Here is a 15,240-nt window from a genome sequence, read left to right as displayed (position 1 = left end):
ACCCGAGCCCGGCGATCCAGCCGCAAGACGCCACCCGCGTCGCCGACTGGATCGCCGCGTCGGGAGATAACAACGCCCTGCCCTACGCGATCGTCGACAAGAAGGCGGCAGCGCTGCTGCTGTTCGACGCGAAGGGCAAGAAGCTCGGGCAGGTTCCCGTCCTCCTCGGCATAGCGCCGGGAGACGATGCGAGTCCGGGTATCGGCAGCAAGAACCTGTCGGAAATCGGTCCCGCCGAAAAGACGACGCCTGCCGGGAGGTTTCTTGCCCGGTTCGGCGTGGCGGCGGGCAACACGCGGGTCCTGTGGGTGGATTACGCCACCTCGGTGGCGCTTCATCCCATTCCCCGCCCCGGCAAGCCCAAGGAAAAGCGCCGCGAACGGATGCTCTCTCCCACCAGCGATGACAACCGCATCACCTTCGGCTGCATCAACGTGCCGATCGCATTCTACACGAAGACGATCAGCCCGCTATTCCGCAAGAAAGGCGGCTACGTTTACGTCACCCCCGACGTGAAGCCGCTGCAAGAGGTGTTCCCGCGCATCCGCCTGCAGTCCTTCGCGAATACTGGGGGCTGATCCCGGACGAAGCAAATCGATCGGCGCGCCCGCTACCTTGCCTTTTTGGCACAGGGCCAAGCCTGACGCGTCGCGGCGAAGACCAGTGCCGATCCGGCCTCCTCGCGCTTGCCCGGATTATCCTGCAGATAAGCCACCGTCACCCTGCGAAGCTGGGCGATTGTCACGTCCTCGGGGATGCAGCTCTTCATGCTGATGGTGCGACGATACGTGTTGAAGGCATCGACGCTACCCGTGATGTAGGCGATGCATTCGTAGGTGTTCTCGACATAGGCCGCGCTGCCGCGCTGCGCGGTGCAGACTTTGAGAAGCTCCTCGCCGGAATAGAAGCTGGCCTCGGCCGGGACCGGCATAACTCCCGCACCCAGCACCGCTGCCGCCATCAGGCAGACTGACTTTCCGGACTTCATCGCCCTTCATCTCCGAGTCATGACGGCCCATTGCCGCCTGCGGCCATCAACGCGGCAAGGCGATACCCGTTCCGAGCCGCGAGCCGGGCGGGGGATAGCCCGGCGGCGTCACTCCGGTCAGCCAAATCAGGCGCCCGTGCGCGGCGTCGGGATGAATGGCGAAGCGGTCTTCCACCTCACCGATCAGCGGCAGACCCTGACCGCGCAGCCTAGCGGCCGCCGCCGCCGCATCGCGCAGCTTGAACACAAGGTGGCAGATCCCCTTCACCTCCGCAGCGTGGTGTGCGGCGGCGGAGTCGGGCGCGCCTTCCAGCGTTTCCAGCACAGTGTCACCCATGGCAAAAGCTGCGCAGCGCGCTTCGGGAAGATCGCGTCCGCCGAGGTCCTTGCATCCCAGCTTGTCCGCGAACAGCGCCTGCGCCTCTGCCAGCGTGGGCGTGCTGACGCCCACCGCCTGCAGGCCCTCGATGCCGAGCGGATCGTCCTTCGCCGGAAACCATGCCGGATCACGGCGCGGATCGTTAGGCATGTCCTGCTTCACGATTTCCAGCCGCATCCCCAGCATCTGCCCCTTGGGTACGAGGAAATAGTACGCTTCCATTCCCGGATCGTAGAACCGCTTGAAACCGCGCGCGGCGAACCAGGCGTCCGCCTGCGCCAGATCACCGACCTTGAGCGCCAGCCCGATCCAGCGGCCCGGCGCGGCCGAGCGGCGCAGCATGTCGCCCAGCGGGTTGCCCTTCTCGGCGCCCCGGCCCGCGGGCGCGATCGGGATGACCATGGTATCGCCGATCATCAGCAGCGATTCCTCGCGGTCGAGGCCCAGCTTTTCCGTCTCGGGCGTGACGCGAATCTCGTAGGCGGTCTGCGCGCCGAACACCTCGCGGAAGAAGGCGTCGCAAGCCGGGCGCTGCGCGTTATCGGCCAACGCCCAGCTGACGTGGACGAGAGGGAATTGCATGGCCTGTTTCCTCCCTTTGCCGCGTATCGCGCGCACGGGCTTCGACAAGCTCAGCCTGAGCGGGTTGAGGGCTTTAGATTCCCCCCGCTCACCCTGAGTTTGTCGAAGCCCGCTCGGGTTACACCTCAGTACGTCTTGGGCGCGCCTGTCCCCATGAACTTCGCAAGGTTCATGTGCAGCGAGGCGACCGAGCGTTCCATGTAGGGATTGGGCTGCGCCCCCCGGAAGCCGACGTTCTTCATCCCCTGCTGCACCGCCGCCATGTTGGCAAAGTCCTGCTGCAACACCGGCGGCCAGTCGGCGGGCTCGGTGTATTCCCAGTCGGTCTGCGGGGCCTGCCCCTCAGGCCAGAGTTCGTAAACGGCCGCCTCGAAAATGCACTTGTCCGGATCGGTGCCATAGGGCCGCGCCTGGTAGCACAGCATGTTGTTGACCGCATGGCCGATCTGGAAGTTCGGGAAAATCTGCCAGGCCGTCCCCGCCTGTGCGGTATGGAGCGGATCGACCTGCGCCCAGACGACGCCGCGCGCCGCGTCCTCGGCCTTGGCGGTCTGGATCCAGTATTTGGAAACCTCCGCCGCCGGGGTGCCTTCGGGCAGCTCGTCCCGGAGCCGGTTGGCCACGCCCACCAGCGTCATCGTGGTGTTGGTATTGGCATTGGCCCAGGTGAAGTTCTGCATATCCGCCGTGGTCAGGCGCGGGTCTTCGCCGGCACCGAGGCGCAGTTTGCCGGAGTCCTCCTCCTGACCTTTCGGCGCCTCGTAGCCGATGTTAGAATGCAGGCCCTGATTGCGCGCCCAGCCCCGGAACTGGCCAAACTCCATGAATTCGGGATGTGTGGTGGAGACGTGGTAAGTCTCGCAGAAGGCCTCCATCGCCACCTTCCAGTTGCATTCGAACACCACCCACTTGCGCCAGCGCGGGCGCATGTTCTGGAGGCCGTAAGGATCGAGCATCGTCGCGGCCGGACTAAGGTATTCCGCCAGCGGCATCGCCTCGGGGTCGAGCGTGATCCACAGCCAGCCGCCCCACGTCTCCACCCGCACTTTGCCCAGATCGGCGCGGCCCGCGCAAAGATGTCCCTGCCAGTCGTCCTGATGCTCGACATAGGAGTTTGCGCCGTCGAGGCCGAAGGTCCAGCCATGATAGCCGCAGATCAACGTTTTGCGATTGCCGCGCGCGTTGCGTTGGCCGGGAGGCGTATCGACCAGCCTGCGGCCCCTGTGCGGGCAGACGTTGTGGAAGGCGTGAATGTCGTCCGCCGAAGCACGCACGATGACGACCGAGTCGTGGACGATATCGAAGGTGATGAAGTCGCCCACCTCGGGGATGTCCTCCACCCGCCCGGCCTGCAGCCAGACCTTGCGCCACAGCTTGTCCACTTCGGCACGCGCGTATTCGGGGGAGACGTAAGCCTCGGCGGGCACGTTGACCGGCGCGACCAGTTCTTCGGGCGCCTGAACGATCTTGCCGATTTCGCCCATGGATATCCTCGTTCCTGCTTGTTCGGGTTTGCGGCCGTTATCTCATTATCGGCATGGCGGGGCAAACCGCCCGGGCGTTCCTTCAATGTGCGGCATAGGCGGCCTTGCCCCTTGGCAGCGTGCCGATCGCCACGCTGCTCGCGGCCATGAAGGCGAGCGCCAGCCACAGAAAGCCCGCGTAACTGCCGGTCCGGTCGTAGAACTGCGCGGCGGCGAGCGGCCCGGTGGCCGTGCCGATCGACAGCGCCGCCAGCAGCCCGCCATAGAGCCCCCCGAAGTTGCGCAGCCCGAAATGCCGGGTGAGCAGGTAGACGACAACGTCGATCTCCGCCCCCAGCGTCAGCCCGATCAGCGCCGAGGCCACACCCATCGCCCACAGCGATCCGCCGCCGAGCAGGAGCAGCAGGCAGCCTAGGACCGGCAGCATAAACACCGCCGCGCCCACCAGCGAGGCGGGGAGCCGGTCGAGCAGCGCTCCGGTCCCCAGCCGCCCGGCCAGCGAGAACCAGCCTACGAACGAGGCGATCGCGGCGGCCATCATCGGGCTTGCCCCGGCATCGCCGAGAATCGCGGTGAAGTGAACCACCAGCGCGATCACCGTGAAGGTGAACAGCAGACAGGCGATGAACAGGCGGTGGTAGACGCTGGAGGTCATCCCATCGCGCAAGCTGGCGCCGGGCAGGTCTGCGGGGCGAGCCGCAGCGTCCTGTGCCTTCTGCTTGCGGCCTTTGTCATAGCGGCCGTGGAAGAAAACGAAGATCACAGGAAACGCAGCGCCCAGCCAGATCGCCGCCTGCACCGGGAAGGCCCCGCGCCAGCCGAGCCCGCTGATCAGCCAGGTCGCCATTGGCGGGAACACCCCTGCGGCGATGGAGGCTCCACACAAGGTCACCGCAAAGGCCATCCCACGCGATACCGTGAATCGCGAGGCAACAGCGCTCGTCCATACCGATGCCTGGACCGGCAGTGCCGCCAGCGCGACCAGACCCCATAGCAGATACCAGTTGAGCAGCGATCCGTCGGCGGTGCCTAGCAGGGCGAAGGCGATGCCCAGCAGCACCAGCCCGATCACCCCGAACCGGCGCGGGCCGAAGCGGTCGACCGCGAGGCCGATGAACACGCCGCCCACCGCCTGCACCAGCGTCGCCAGCGTCAGGCCGAAGGTGACTTCGGTGCGGCTCCAGCCGAACTCGGTCGCGACAGGGCCGTAGAACGGGCCGATGCCGTAGATGTGGATGACGCTGGTGGCATAGCCCAGTCCCGCCGCCACCGGCAGCAGCGGATGCGCGCGCCATTCGTCGCGAGCGGTTGGAGATGTGGGGGCGTGCATGCTCACGTCGTCCCGGGCTCGACCCGGCACCGCGGGCCGGTCGTGAGGCGCAGCCTCGCGTGGGGGCGCCTTGCCGATGGCGCGCGGCTAGAGACAGCCACTGGTCCCGGATCAAGTCCGGGACGACGAGCGGGGTCACCCCTCATAGCGCAAGTCCACATGCGTCGCCTCGCCGTTCGGACCCATCGGCGAATCGTACTCGATGCAGGTCACGACCGGGTTGTCGTGGCTTGCGAAGAGCTTTTCCTCATCCGCCCTGGTCATCGGCAGGCGTTCGGGCGAGGCGATGATCGCCTGCGAGCGCTCGAAATCCTCGCGGCTGTTCCACCAGATTTCCATGATGCAGTCGTAGCCCGGATCGTGGATTTGCCCAGTGATGGGGTTCTTCTCTGGCACCAGATAGCGGCGCACATAGCGCACCGCATTGGGGATCGCGGGCTTGGCGCCGGACTTCTTCGCCAGCTGCGAGTGCTGGTTCTCGTAGTAGTCCATGAATTCGTCCATGGTCATGTCCGAGCGCTTGCGGAAGAAGCATATCTGCTTGAGCATCGGAAGGCCCCCTTAGAGACGGCGAAGGGCGAGGACGCTGCCCTCGGCATCGGCGGAGAGGTAGACGGTGCCGTCGGGCGCCACGGCGACGCCGGTAAATGTGTTCATCGGCCCGCACATGTCGCCCACGCCGCCAAGCTGTACCGGCTGCAACCCGCCCGGCCCGCCCATCGGCAAGTCACTGGCGACGACCTCGCGCGCGCCGCCCGCCAGATCACTGGCGACAAGCGCATTCCCGCCCGGATCGGCGACAAACAGCGTGCCGCCCGCGATGGCCAGCCCCTCGGGCCGGGCGAGACCGTCGAGCACCACTTCCTTGCGCCCGCCGACCAGCTTCACCACGCGGCCCGCACCGCTTTCGGCGACGTAGACGGTGCCGGCGTCGGACACCGCGACGCCCATCGGCCGGTCGAGGCCGCTGGCCAGTTCGGCGACGTTGCCGCCCTCGATCGCATGGACCTTGCCGGTGCCGAACTCGCCGAAGACGACGCCGCCGGGGGTGACGGCAACGCCCATCAGCAGGTCGTGGCCGCTCGTCAGCACCTCGCTGGTCGCCGCCGCCGGGTTCCAGCGGGCGACGTCGCCGTTGGCGGTGGTGACGATCCATTCATCGGGGCCGCTCGCCGCGACGTCGCGCACCCAGCCGGGGAAGCCGGGCGAGAACAGCATGCCCGCCAGTTGCAACGGCTCGCCGGGGCGCAGCAGGTAGGTGAACCCGCCGTCCGCCACCAAAACGTGCCCGTTGGCATCGACCGCGAGGCCGAGCGGCCACTGCAGCCCTTTCTCCACCAGCGGCCGGGTCTGCCCCGGCGCGGTGATCTCGGTGATCGAGCCGTTGATGTGGCTGACGAACGTGCGCCCGTTCACGAAGGCCACGTTGTCGAGCCCCGGCCCGATGTCGGCCAGCACCGTCTTGGTGCCGGTGCGCGGGTCGATCTTGAGCACTTGCCCCGAATAGACCTGCGTGGAGATGATGGAGCCGTCGGGGTGGAACTTCACCGAATCCGGCACGCCGAGGTCCCTCGCTACGACCTCCGGCTCGCCGCCGTCGAGGCCGATGCGCCAGATCTCGTTCGCGCCCTGAGCCGGGAAGTAGAGCTTGCCGTCCGGGCCCACCTCGAAGGCATTGGCCATCGGCACCCCCTCGAAGATGACGCGCGGTGCGCCGCCGTCGCGGTCGAGTTCCATGATGCGCCCGCCGATGCGCAGTTCGCCCGCGATCAGGCGGCCCTGATGGTACGTGATCGGGTTCGCCACCGGCATGTCGCCGTGGATCACCCGGTATTGCCCCGAGGGCGTCATCATCGAGACGCGGCCTTCGGTGATCTCGGTGCAATACAGGTTGCCCGCCTCGTCGAAGGCGAGGTCGTCCGGGCCGACGATGCCGCCACCATTGGCACTGATCGTCTCGATCGCGCCGCTGTCGACGTCGATCGCGCTGACCTTGCTGCCCGCCACTTGCGCCACGTAGATGCGCCCATCGCCACCGGCGCGGATGCCGTTGGCGCCGTTGAGGCGGCTCGCCGGGGTCATGCGGTGCAGGCCCCAGCCCTCGCCAGGCTTCGCGGTTATCGCATTGGCATTACGGCCAGCGGCTTCCAGCATGTATACATCCCTCTCCTCTGGCGCGTTGCCAGATCTTTGGCCGGACGGTATAGGCGGGCGCGAATGCGCGCAACGCGATGTGCCTGTCTCCGTCAGGCTTCAGACACAGCATCGCCTGAGCGACGTGCCCGTCGTTGCCAAGCGCGGCTGCGTGCAGATATTCGTCCACCAGACCGAATAACCCATTGAGACGCGCCCCGACCGGAACGCCGAGCCCCGAACGCCGCCGGTTTTCCCGGCGGACGCGCTCGCCCCGAGAGAGGACAGTCCCCATGCCTACCCCTGAACTGCGTTTCGACGGCCGCGTCGCGGTAGTCACTGGCGGTGGCCGTGGCCTCGGCCGCTCCTATGCCCTGCTGCTCGCCGAGCGCGGCTGCAAGGTCGTCGTCAACGATCTGGGCGGAGCGATCCGCGGGGATGGACCGGATACAAGCGTCGCGCAAAGCGTGGTGGATGAGATCGTCGCGGCGGGCGGCGACGCGATCGCCAACGCCGATACCGTCGCTACGCCGGAAGGCGGCCGCGCCATCGTCCAGGCCGCGCTCGACACCTGGGGCCGCATCGACGTGCTGATCCACAATGCGGGCAACGTCCGCTACGGATCGATCCGCGACATCCCCTACGAGGACTTCCGCGCGGTGGTGGACGTCCACCTGCTCGGCGCCTTCCACGTCGTGCAGGCGGCGTTCGGACCGATGTGCGACGCGGGCTACGGGCGCATCGTGCTGACCAGCTCGATCGGCGGCGCCTACGGCAACGTCAACTGCGTCAACTACGGCGTTTCGAAGTCGGGCATGATCGGCCTCAACAACATCGCCGCGCTGGAGGGCGAGGCGCACGGGGTGAAGTGCAACATCATCGCTCCCGGCGCAGTCACCCGCATGGCCGACGGCCTCGACATCTCGCAGTATCCGCCGATGGGACCGGAACTGGTCGCCCCGGTGGTGGGCTGGCTGTGCCATGAAAGCTGCTCGGTCTCGGGGGAGATGGTGTCTTCGATGGCGGGTCGCATCTCGCGCATGTTCATCGCCGAGACCGTCGGCACCTACCGCCCGCACTGGACGATCGAGGACGTCGGCAGCGCGACCGAGGCATGGCACGACAAGGACGGCCTGCTCGATCTCGGCCTGCACGGATACATCGAACACCTCGGCTACAGCTTCGCCATGGCGCGTTCCGAAATCGCCGAGGCGCAATAATCAACACCACTGTTGACTTATACTGCCGTGCGAGCCACCGCCACTCACAGATCAGCGCCCTCGAACGAAGTGGGATTGGACATGACCTGCCTAAAAACCGACGTGCCCGCGCCGGACGAACTCGACATTCCGGCGCTCAAGGCGAAGTACCTCGCCGAGCGTGACAAGCGCCTGCGCCGCGAGGGCGGCGAGCAGTACGTGCGCCCGACCGGGGACTTCTCGGACAACTATGCCCATGATCCCTTCACGCCCGTTGCCGAGCGCGCGCCGCTGGTCGAGGACATCGACGTGGCGATCCTGGGCGCCGGGTTCTCGGGCATCCTTGCGGGCTATCACTTGCGCAAGCAGGGCGTGACCAACGTGCGCAACATCGACCATGCGGGCGGTTTCGGCGGCGTATGGTACTGGAACCGCTATCCCGGCGTGCAGTGCGACAACGACGCCTACTGCTACCTGCCGTTGCTCGAAGAGACGGGCTACATGCCGTCGAAGAAGTTCTCCGACGGCTGGGAAATCCAGGCCTATTGCCAGAAGATGGCCGAGGATTTCGAGCTGGCCGACAAGGCGCTGTTCCACACGCTGGTGGAAGGGATCGTCTGGGACGAATCCATCAAGCGCTGGCACGTCAGGACCAATCGCGGCGACGACATCCGCGCGCGCTTCGTGGTCATGGCGGGCGGCGTGATGAACATGCCCAAGCTGCCCGGCATCCCCGGCATCCACGACTTCAAGGGCAAGATGTTCCACACCAGCCGCTGGGAGCACGACTACAGCGGCGGATCGTGGACCGCACCCGAGCTGGAAAAACTGCGTGACAAGCGCGTCGCCATCGTCGGCACCGGCGCCACCTCGGTCCAGGCGGTGCCGTACTTGGGCAAGTATGCAAAGCAGCTCTACGTGCTCCAGCGCACGCCTTCCAACATCGACGAGCGGCCCAATCCGCCGACCGATCCCGACTGGGCAGCCTCGCTCCAGCCCGGCTGGCAGCAGGAGCGCATGGCGAACTTCCATCGGGGCGCGCAAGCGTTCTTCCTGCCCGGCGAGCCCGACCAGATCTGCGACATCTGGACCGAGATCAGCCGCAACCTGAACCTCGAGCTGGAAGCGGACGGCTTCCCGCAACTCGATATCGGCGAGATCATGGCCCGGCGCGACGTGGTGGACTATCAGGTCATGGAACGCCTGCGCCGCCGCGTCGATGCGATCGTCGAGGACAAGGAAACCGCTGAAAGCCTCAAGCCGTGGTTCCGCTTCATGTGTAAGCGGCCACTGTCTAACAATGACTACTACCCCACCTTCAACCAGCCCAACGTCAAGCTCATCGACGTTTCCGCCACGCAGGGCGTGGAGCGCATGACCGAGAAGGGCTTTGTCGCCGACGGCGTGGAGTACGAAGTCGACCTGATGATCTTCGCCTCCGGCTTCGAGGTGACGTCGGACCTGAAACGCCGCTGGGGCATCGCCACCGTCGAGGGCGAGAACGGGTTGTCGATCTACGACCACTGGGAGAACGGCCCCGCCACTCTCCACGGCGTCACCACCGACAAGTTCCCCGGCATGTTCTACATGGGCTACATCCAGGGTGCGACGAATTCGAGCACCACCGAGCAGTTCGGGCGTCAGGCCGAGCACCTCGCCTTCATGATCGGCGAAACCGTGCGGCGCGGTGCCGACAAGTTCTGCGCCACCGCCGAGGGCGTCGCCGGCTACGTCGCGCACTGCCGCGCCAACGAGGTCGACATGTCCGAGTTCCAGCAAGGGTGTACGCCCAGCTACTTCAACAACGAGGGCGACAAGGAACTGAAGTGGGCCTTGTTCAAGGGCTATCTGCCCGGCTGGGATGCCTGGCGCGACATGCTGGCCGACTGGCGCCTGTCGCCCGACCTGCCGGGCGTAGCGTTCGAGGCGCGTGAGCCGGTGAATTGAAGTGAGAGGCGGTTGATCCCGTCGTCCCGGACTTGATCCGGGACCGCTGGCCATGAACCGCCCACCTCACGTCAGCGTGCCCGGCTGATGGCTCACACCTGAAGACAGCCACCGGTCCCGGCGACGATGCGGCTCACCGGCCTCCACAGCCCTGTTCCCGGTCCATTCTTGACGCGGAGTCCCCCGCGAACGCATAATCGCCCCCGGAAACCCCGAGGGAAATTTTAATGGCCACCCGCCCCATCGCGCCCGGTCGGCGTATCGCCAAGCCGGACTGGCGCGCCGTACTCAAGCGCTCGCTGCGCCGTGCCGGAGAGCTGTCCGGCGCGCTGGTGCTCTTTGCGGGCATGGTGTTCCTCGCCCTCGCGCTGGTGAGCTACCACCAGACCGACCCCTCCACCTCCACCGCCGCGGGCGGCGACGTGCAGAACTGGATGGGTGTGACCGGCGCCTGGACCGCCGAGCGCGCGCTGTTCCTGTTCGGGCCGGTTTCCGCGCTGTTCGTGCCGCTGCTCTACGTCTTCGGCCGCAAGTTGTGGTTGCTGGTCGAGGAGGACGACGGCGAGGTCGAGCATACCGACCAGCGCTGGTGGGTGCCGGTCGGGGTGCTGGCTCTGTCGATGCTGCTGATCGCCACGGTTCTCTCGCTGTGGTTCACCAAGCCGGGCGGCACCCTGCCCGCCTCGATGGGCGGCATTTCCGGGCTGCTGGGCGCCAAGGCGATCACCGCGCTGGCGGGCCTCGCGCCCGAGGCGGCGCATGGTGGGATCAAGTTCGCTCTGGCCGTGATCTGCCTTGGCCTCGGCCTCGTGCTGGCGGGCCGCGTCTTCGCCTTCGACTGGGCGCGCCTGCTGACCTTGCCGGGCCGCATCGGCCGTCTGCCGATCAGCCTCCCGTCCGCCGAAGACCTGCCGTTCAAGCCGGGCAAGGAAAAGCAACCCAGGGCCGAGCGCGCAGAACAGCCGGAGAAGGCCGAAGCCCCGCTGCGCGCCGCCGAAATGCCCGCAGCCGCCTCTGCGCCTGCCCGCAAGGCGCCCGAGATCAGCGCCCCCAAGGCGGCGCCGATCCCCGCGCAGTTCGGCTCGGACAGCCGCCAGAAGGACATGTTCGACAAGTACGAACTGCCCTCGCTGGACCTGCTGGCCGACCCCGCGCCCAATTCGCAGCCCAAGATTGACAAGCTCAGCCTGGAACGCAACGCGCGCCTGCTGGAAACGGTGCTCGACGACTTCAACGTCAAGGGCGAGATCACCGCCGTGCGCACCGGCCCGGTCGTCACGATGTACGAACTGGAACCGGCGCCCGGTATCAAGGCCAGCCGCGTCATCGGTCTGGCGGACGACATCGCCCGCAACATGTCGGCGATCTCGGCCCGCGTGTCCTCGATCCCCGGCCGCACGGTCATGGGCATCGAACTGCCCAACGCCAACCGCCAGATGGTCTCCTTCAAGGAGATGGTCGCGTCCGAAGCCTTTGCCCACCACAAGGGCATGCTGCCGATCATCCTGGGCAAGGACATCGCCGGCGAACCGGTCGTCGCCGATCTGGCGACGATGCCGCACCTGCTCGTCGCCGGTACGACGGGTTCGGGCAAGTCCGTCGGTCTCAACGCCATTCTGCTGTCGCTGCTGTACCGCCTGACGCCTGCGCAGTGTCGCCTGATCCTCGTCGATCCCAAGGTTCTCGAACTCAAGAGCTACGACGACATCCCGCACCTGCTCTCGCCCGTGGTCACCGAACCGCCCAAGGCGATCCGCGCGCTCAAGTGGGCGGTCGAGGAAATGGAGCGCCGCTATCGCCAGATGAGCGAGATTTCGGTCCGCAACCTCGCCAGCTTCAACGAGAAGGTCCGCACCGCCGCCGCCAAGGGCAAGCCGCTGGGCCGCCGAATCCAGATCGGCTTCGACCCCGAGACGGGCGAGGAACTCTACGAGGACCGCCAGCTCGACTATGAGGCGCTGCCGCAGATCGTCCTGATTGTCGACGAACTCGCCGACCTCATGGTCACCGTCGGCAAGGAAATCGAAGTTCTCATCCAGCGTCTCTCCCAGAAGAGCCGCGCGGCGGGCATCCACCTGATCATGGCGACGCAGCGTCCATCGGTCGACGTCATCACCGGCGTCATCAAGGCCAACCTGCCGACCCGCGTGTCCTTCGCCGTGACCAGCCGCATCGACAGCCGCACCATCCTTGGCGAACAGGGCGCGGAGCAGCTGCTGGGCAAGGGCGACATGCTCTACAAGCCCAGCTCCGACCCCATCAAGCGCGTCCACGGTCCCTTCGTCTCGGACGAGGAAGTCGAGCAGGTCGCCACGTACTGGCGCTCGCAGGGCAAGCCGGACTACGTGGACGCCGTCACCAACGAGCCCGAGGAAGGCAGCTTCGGTTTCGACGACCTCGACGCGACGGCCTCGGACCAGCCCGACGAGCGCAAGTACCGCCAGGTTTGCCAGCTGGTGTTCGAGAACCAGAAGGTCTCGGTTTCGTGGCTGCAGCGCCAGATGGGCGTGGGCTACAACACCGCCGCCAAATGGGTCGAGCGCATGGAGCAGGACGGCTATGTCGGCCCCGCCAACCACGTCGGCCGCCGCGACATCTACCGCGACGAGAACGGGAGCCCGCTTTGAGGCTCCTCGTCGCGCTGGTGCTGGCCGGTGCCCCCGTGGTTTCCGTCGCGGCGACATCGACGCTCACCGCGACCTCGGGCAACTGGGTGCGCGTGTTCAAGCAGGAGGTCGAGACCGCCGTGGGCCGCAGCGTCCGCATCGACACGGCGAGCATGAGGGCGGGCGGTCTCGGCCGCACCTTCCGCGAACTGGACGTACTGACCAAGGCACAAGGCCAGATGCCGCGCGGCACCATGCAGTTCATGCTGCGCAGCGTGAACTGCACCGCAGGAACCACGCGGGTGGAGCAATGGCAGGTGCTCAATCCGGGCGGCGCGCCGCTTGGCGGCTCGGCGACGCCGGGCGCGACGCAGCGGGTGCGCTGGGACAACGAGGACGGCTTGGTCATCCGCTACGTGTGTCAGGGCATATTGCCGCGGTAACTGCGACGCGGGCGTGGTTCTGGAGGGCGGGGGCTTCGACAGGCTCAGCCTGAGCGGATTTCAGAGCATGCTTTCCAAAGATTGAGACTTTCTCTGCTTCGTCATTGCTTCGCTGCGCTCGCAATGACGAGGGATTGGTTTGATCAAATGGCATCGTACTCCCAATCCCGCTCAGGCTGAGCTTGTCGAAGCCCCCGCCGACGGCACCTACCTGATGCGACAACATCCCCACCATTGTATGGTTGGCCCCGGCGTACGCCGCCGCTAAGACGGTCGCGCCTCCCCCACGCAATACCCTCGAAAGGCCCCGATGGAAGAACATGCCCAGGCATTCCTGCTGCGCGACGGATTTTTCCTGCTGGGAACCGCGCTCGGCTTCGTGCTGCTGTTCCGGCGGCTGGGAATCGGTGCGACGCTGGGCTTTCTCACCACCGGAGCGGTGCTCGGCCCCTACGTCCTGAACCTCGTCGGCGACCCGGAGAGCAAGATGGGGATCGCCGAACTCGGCATCACCCTGCTGCTGTTCATCGTCGGCCTTGAACTTGCGCCAGCGCGCCTGTGGAAGATGCGGCACGAGATCTTCGGGCTGGGCTTGCTGCAGGTGGTGCTGTGCGGGCTGGCGGTTTCGGCCGTCATCTATTTCTTCACCGGCTTCAGCCTGCAGGCCTCGCTGGCGCTGGGTCTGCCGCTGGGGCTGTCGTCCACCGCGCAGGTGCTGCCGATGCTGCAGAGCGCCGGGCGCCTGCACACCCCGTTCGGCGAGCGATCCTTCGCGATCCTGTTGTTCCAGGACCTGTCGATCATCCCGCTGATCACCATCATCGCGGCAATGAACCGCAATCCGGCGCTGCCTTCCGGCCCGCCGGGATGGGTGCTGGGGCTGGAGACGGTCGCCGCCATCGTCGGCCTGATCCTCGCGGGGCGCTTCGTCATCCGGCCGCTGTTCGGCCTGATCGGCAACCTCGGCGAGCGCGAAATGTTCGTCTTCGCCGCGCTGTTCACGGTCATGGCCTCGGGCGCGCTGATGCAGGCGCTCGGCCTTTCGACCGCGCTTGGCGCCTTCATCGCCGGCGTCATGCTGGCGGATTCGCCCTATCGCCACGAACTCGAGGCCGACGTCGAACCGTTCCGCGCGATCCTGCTCGGCCTGTTCTTCATGTCGGTGGGCATGATGCTGGACCTCTCGGCCATCGCCGAACGCCCCTTGTTCGTCATGGCGATGGCACTGGCGCTGATCGTGGTGAAGGGCGGGATCATCTTTCTGCTCGGCCTCGCCTTCCGCATGGAGTGGCGCAGCGCGCTGGCGCTCGGCCTGCTGCTGAGCCAGGGAGGCGAGTTCGCCTTCGTCCTGTTCGCGCAGGCCAGCAATGCGATGCTGGTGGATGCGCAGGCAACCAGCCTGTTCAGCGCCATCGTCACTCTCTCCATGGTCACCACGCCGTTCCTGATGATGGCGACGCGCGGCATCCGCGAACGGCCCGAGGGCAAGAAAGAAGTCCGCGAGGGCCCGCACGAAGACGGCGCCAACGCGATCGTCGTGGGTTATGGCCGCTTCGGGCAGACGGTGGCGCAGATGCTGATCGCCGCCGACATTCCGGTAACGATGATCGACACCGACATCGAGATGATCGACATCGCGCGGGACTTCGGCGCGCAAGTCTGGTTCGGTGACGGCACCCGCATCGACATGCTGCGCCAGGCGGGCGCGGCGGAGGCCGAACTGATCGTCTTCTGCATCGACGGCGACCAGTTGACCGAACCGTTCCTGCAGGCCGTCCACCAGGCGTTCCCCAATGCGCAAGTCCACGCCCGCGTGTTCGACCGCCGCGCGCTGGTGCGGCTGAAGGACGCGCCGATCGCCTCGATGGCGCGCGAGGTGATGGAATCGGCGGTGGTGCTGGCGCGCAAGGCGCTCAAGGGGCTGGATGTGGCGCTCGGCGACATCGACCGCGCCGAACAGATGTACCGCAAGAGCGACAAGGAACGCCTGACCGTGCAGTACGAAGGCGGCGACGTGCGTGCGGCACGCGAACACATCATCACCCAGCGGCCGAGGGATCGGCGTTAGGAAAGCCCAAACCCGGCCCCTCCTGCAAGCGGGAGGGAGGAGCGAGGCCGCACTTAACATTCTTCCCTCCCGCTTGCAGGA

Annotated in this window: 12 protein-coding genes; 6 read left to right on the top strand and 6 right to left on the bottom strand. The window is 66.6% G+C overall.

The annotated features are described in order from the left end of the window. The coding region (locus ACYPYD_RS09025; protein WP_459662857.1) for a hypothetical protein at positions 1-578 on the top strand (578 nt) is incomplete at its 5' end. Positions 579-610: 32 nt separating this feature from the next. On the opposite strand, the gene ACYPYD_RS09020 is transcribed toward ACYPYD_RS09025, so the two are convergent. From ACYPYD_RS09020 to ACYPYD_RS08995, 6 genes are all read right to left on the bottom strand, one after another. Then, entirely contained in the window at positions 611-988 is a 378-nt protein-coding gene (locus ACYPYD_RS09020; RefSeq protein ID WP_069708341.1) for a Rap1a/Tai family immunity protein, read from the bottom strand. 46 nt (positions 989-1,034) lie between these two features. Beyond that, a complete protein-coding gene (locus ACYPYD_RS09015; RefSeq protein WP_459662856.1) occupies positions 1,035-1,949 on the bottom strand; it encodes a glyoxalase in 915 nt (304 codons plus the stop codon). Between the two features lie 125 nt (positions 1,950-2,074). Beyond that, on the bottom strand, positions 2,075-3,433 hold the full coding sequence (locus ACYPYD_RS09010) for an aromatic ring-hydroxylating oxygenase subunit alpha (RefSeq protein ID WP_008830808.1): 1,359 nt from the start codon (positions 3,431-3,433) through the stop codon (positions 2,075-2,077). An 82-nt stretch (positions 3,434-3,515) separates the two neighbouring features. Next, on the bottom strand, positions 3,516-4,763 hold the full coding sequence (locus ACYPYD_RS09005; RefSeq protein WP_459662855.1) for an MFS transporter: 1,248 nt from the start codon (positions 4,761-4,763) through the stop codon (positions 3,516-3,518). Positions 4,764-4,898: 135 nt separating this feature from the next. Further along, entirely contained in the window at positions 4,899-5,312 is a 414-nt protein-coding gene (locus ACYPYD_RS09000; protein ID WP_008830810.1) for an EthD domain-containing protein, read from the bottom strand. A gap of 12 nt (positions 5,313-5,324) precedes the next feature. Further along, complete coding sequence (locus ACYPYD_RS08995; protein WP_459662854.1) at positions 5,325-6,917, bottom strand: SMP-30/gluconolactonase/LRE family protein; 1,593 nt, start codon at positions 6,915-6,917, stop codon at positions 5,325-5,327. Between the two features lie 272 nt (positions 6,918-7,189). Between ACYPYD_RS08995 and ACYPYD_RS08990 the strand changes: the two genes are divergently transcribed. The 5 genes from ACYPYD_RS08990 (at position 7,190) to ACYPYD_RS08970 (ending at position 15,159) form a co-directional block, all read left to right on the top strand. Next, positions 7,190-8,116, top strand: a complete 927-nt coding sequence (locus ACYPYD_RS08990) for an SDR family NAD(P)-dependent oxidoreductase (protein WP_459662853.1) — start codon at positions 7,190-7,192, stop codon at positions 8,114-8,116. A gap of 81 nt (positions 8,117-8,197) precedes the next feature. Further along, positions 8,198-10,042: a flavin-containing monooxygenase gene (locus ACYPYD_RS08985; RefSeq protein ID WP_459662852.1), complete on the top strand. Its 1,845-nt coding sequence runs from the start codon at positions 8,198-8,200 to the stop codon at positions 10,040-10,042. 227 nt (positions 10,043-10,269) lie between these two features. Further along, positions 10,270-12,669 carry a DNA translocase FtsK gene (locus ACYPYD_RS08980; protein ID WP_459662851.1) on the top strand — a complete coding sequence of 800 codons (2,400 nt, stop codon included), beginning with the start codon at positions 10,270-10,272 and terminating at the stop codon, positions 12,667-12,669. Continuing rightward, positions 12,666-13,091, top strand: coding sequence for a hypothetical protein (locus ACYPYD_RS08975; protein WP_459662850.1), 426 nt, complete (start codon positions 12,666-12,668; stop codon positions 13,089-13,091). Before ACYPYD_RS08980 ends, ACYPYD_RS08975 begins: the two co-directional genes overlap by 4 nt. 310 nt (positions 13,092-13,401) lie before the next feature. Beyond that, on the top strand, positions 13,402-15,159 hold the full coding sequence (locus ACYPYD_RS08970; protein WP_459662849.1) for a cation:proton antiporter domain-containing protein: 1,758 nt from the start codon (positions 13,402-13,404) through the stop codon (positions 15,157-15,159). Positions 15,160-15,240 lie beyond the last annotated feature (81 nt).

This window comes from Novosphingobium sp. 11B (genome assembly GCF_054589055.1).
Note: the sequence above shows the minus strand (reverse complement) of the source record. Positions and strands in the feature narration are given on the sequence as shown.

Excerpts from the sequence above, each read along its gene's own strand:
- ACYPYD_RS09020 (WP_069708341.1), bottom strand. The coding sequence starts at position 988 with ATGAAGTCCGGAAAGTCAGTCTGCCTGATGGCGGCAGCGGTGCTGGGT.
- ACYPYD_RS09015 (WP_459662856.1), bottom strand. The coding sequence starts at position 1,949 with ATGCAATTCCCTCTCGTCCACGTCAGCTGGGCGTTGGCCGATAACGCG.
- ACYPYD_RS09010 (WP_008830808.1), bottom strand. The coding sequence starts at position 3,433 with ATGGGCGAAATCGGCAAGATCGTTCAGGCGCCCGAAGAACTGGTCGCG.
- ACYPYD_RS09005 (WP_459662855.1), bottom strand. The coding sequence starts at position 4,763 with ATGCACGCCCCCACATCTCCAACCGCTCGCGACGAATGGCGCGCGCAT.
- ACYPYD_RS09000 (WP_008830810.1), bottom strand. The coding sequence starts at position 5,312 with ATGCTCAAGCAGATATGCTTCTTCCGCAAGCGCTCGGACATGACCATG.
- ACYPYD_RS08995 (WP_459662854.1), bottom strand. The coding sequence starts at position 6,917 with ATGCTGGAAGCCGCTGGCCGTAATGCCAATGCGATAACCGCGAAGCCT.
- ACYPYD_RS08990 (WP_459662853.1), top strand. The coding sequence starts at position 7,190 with ATGCCTACCCCTGAACTGCGTTTCGACGGCCGCGTCGCGGTAGTCACT.
- ACYPYD_RS08985 (WP_459662852.1), top strand. The coding sequence starts at position 8,198 with ATGACCTGCCTAAAAACCGACGTGCCCGCGCCGGACGAACTCGACATT.
- ACYPYD_RS08980 (WP_459662851.1), top strand. The coding sequence starts at position 10,270 with ATGGCCACCCGCCCCATCGCGCCCGGTCGGCGTATCGCCAAGCCGGAC.
- ACYPYD_RS08970 (WP_459662849.1), top strand. The coding sequence starts at position 13,402 with ATGGAAGAACATGCCCAGGCATTCCTGCTGCGCGACGGATTTTTCCTG.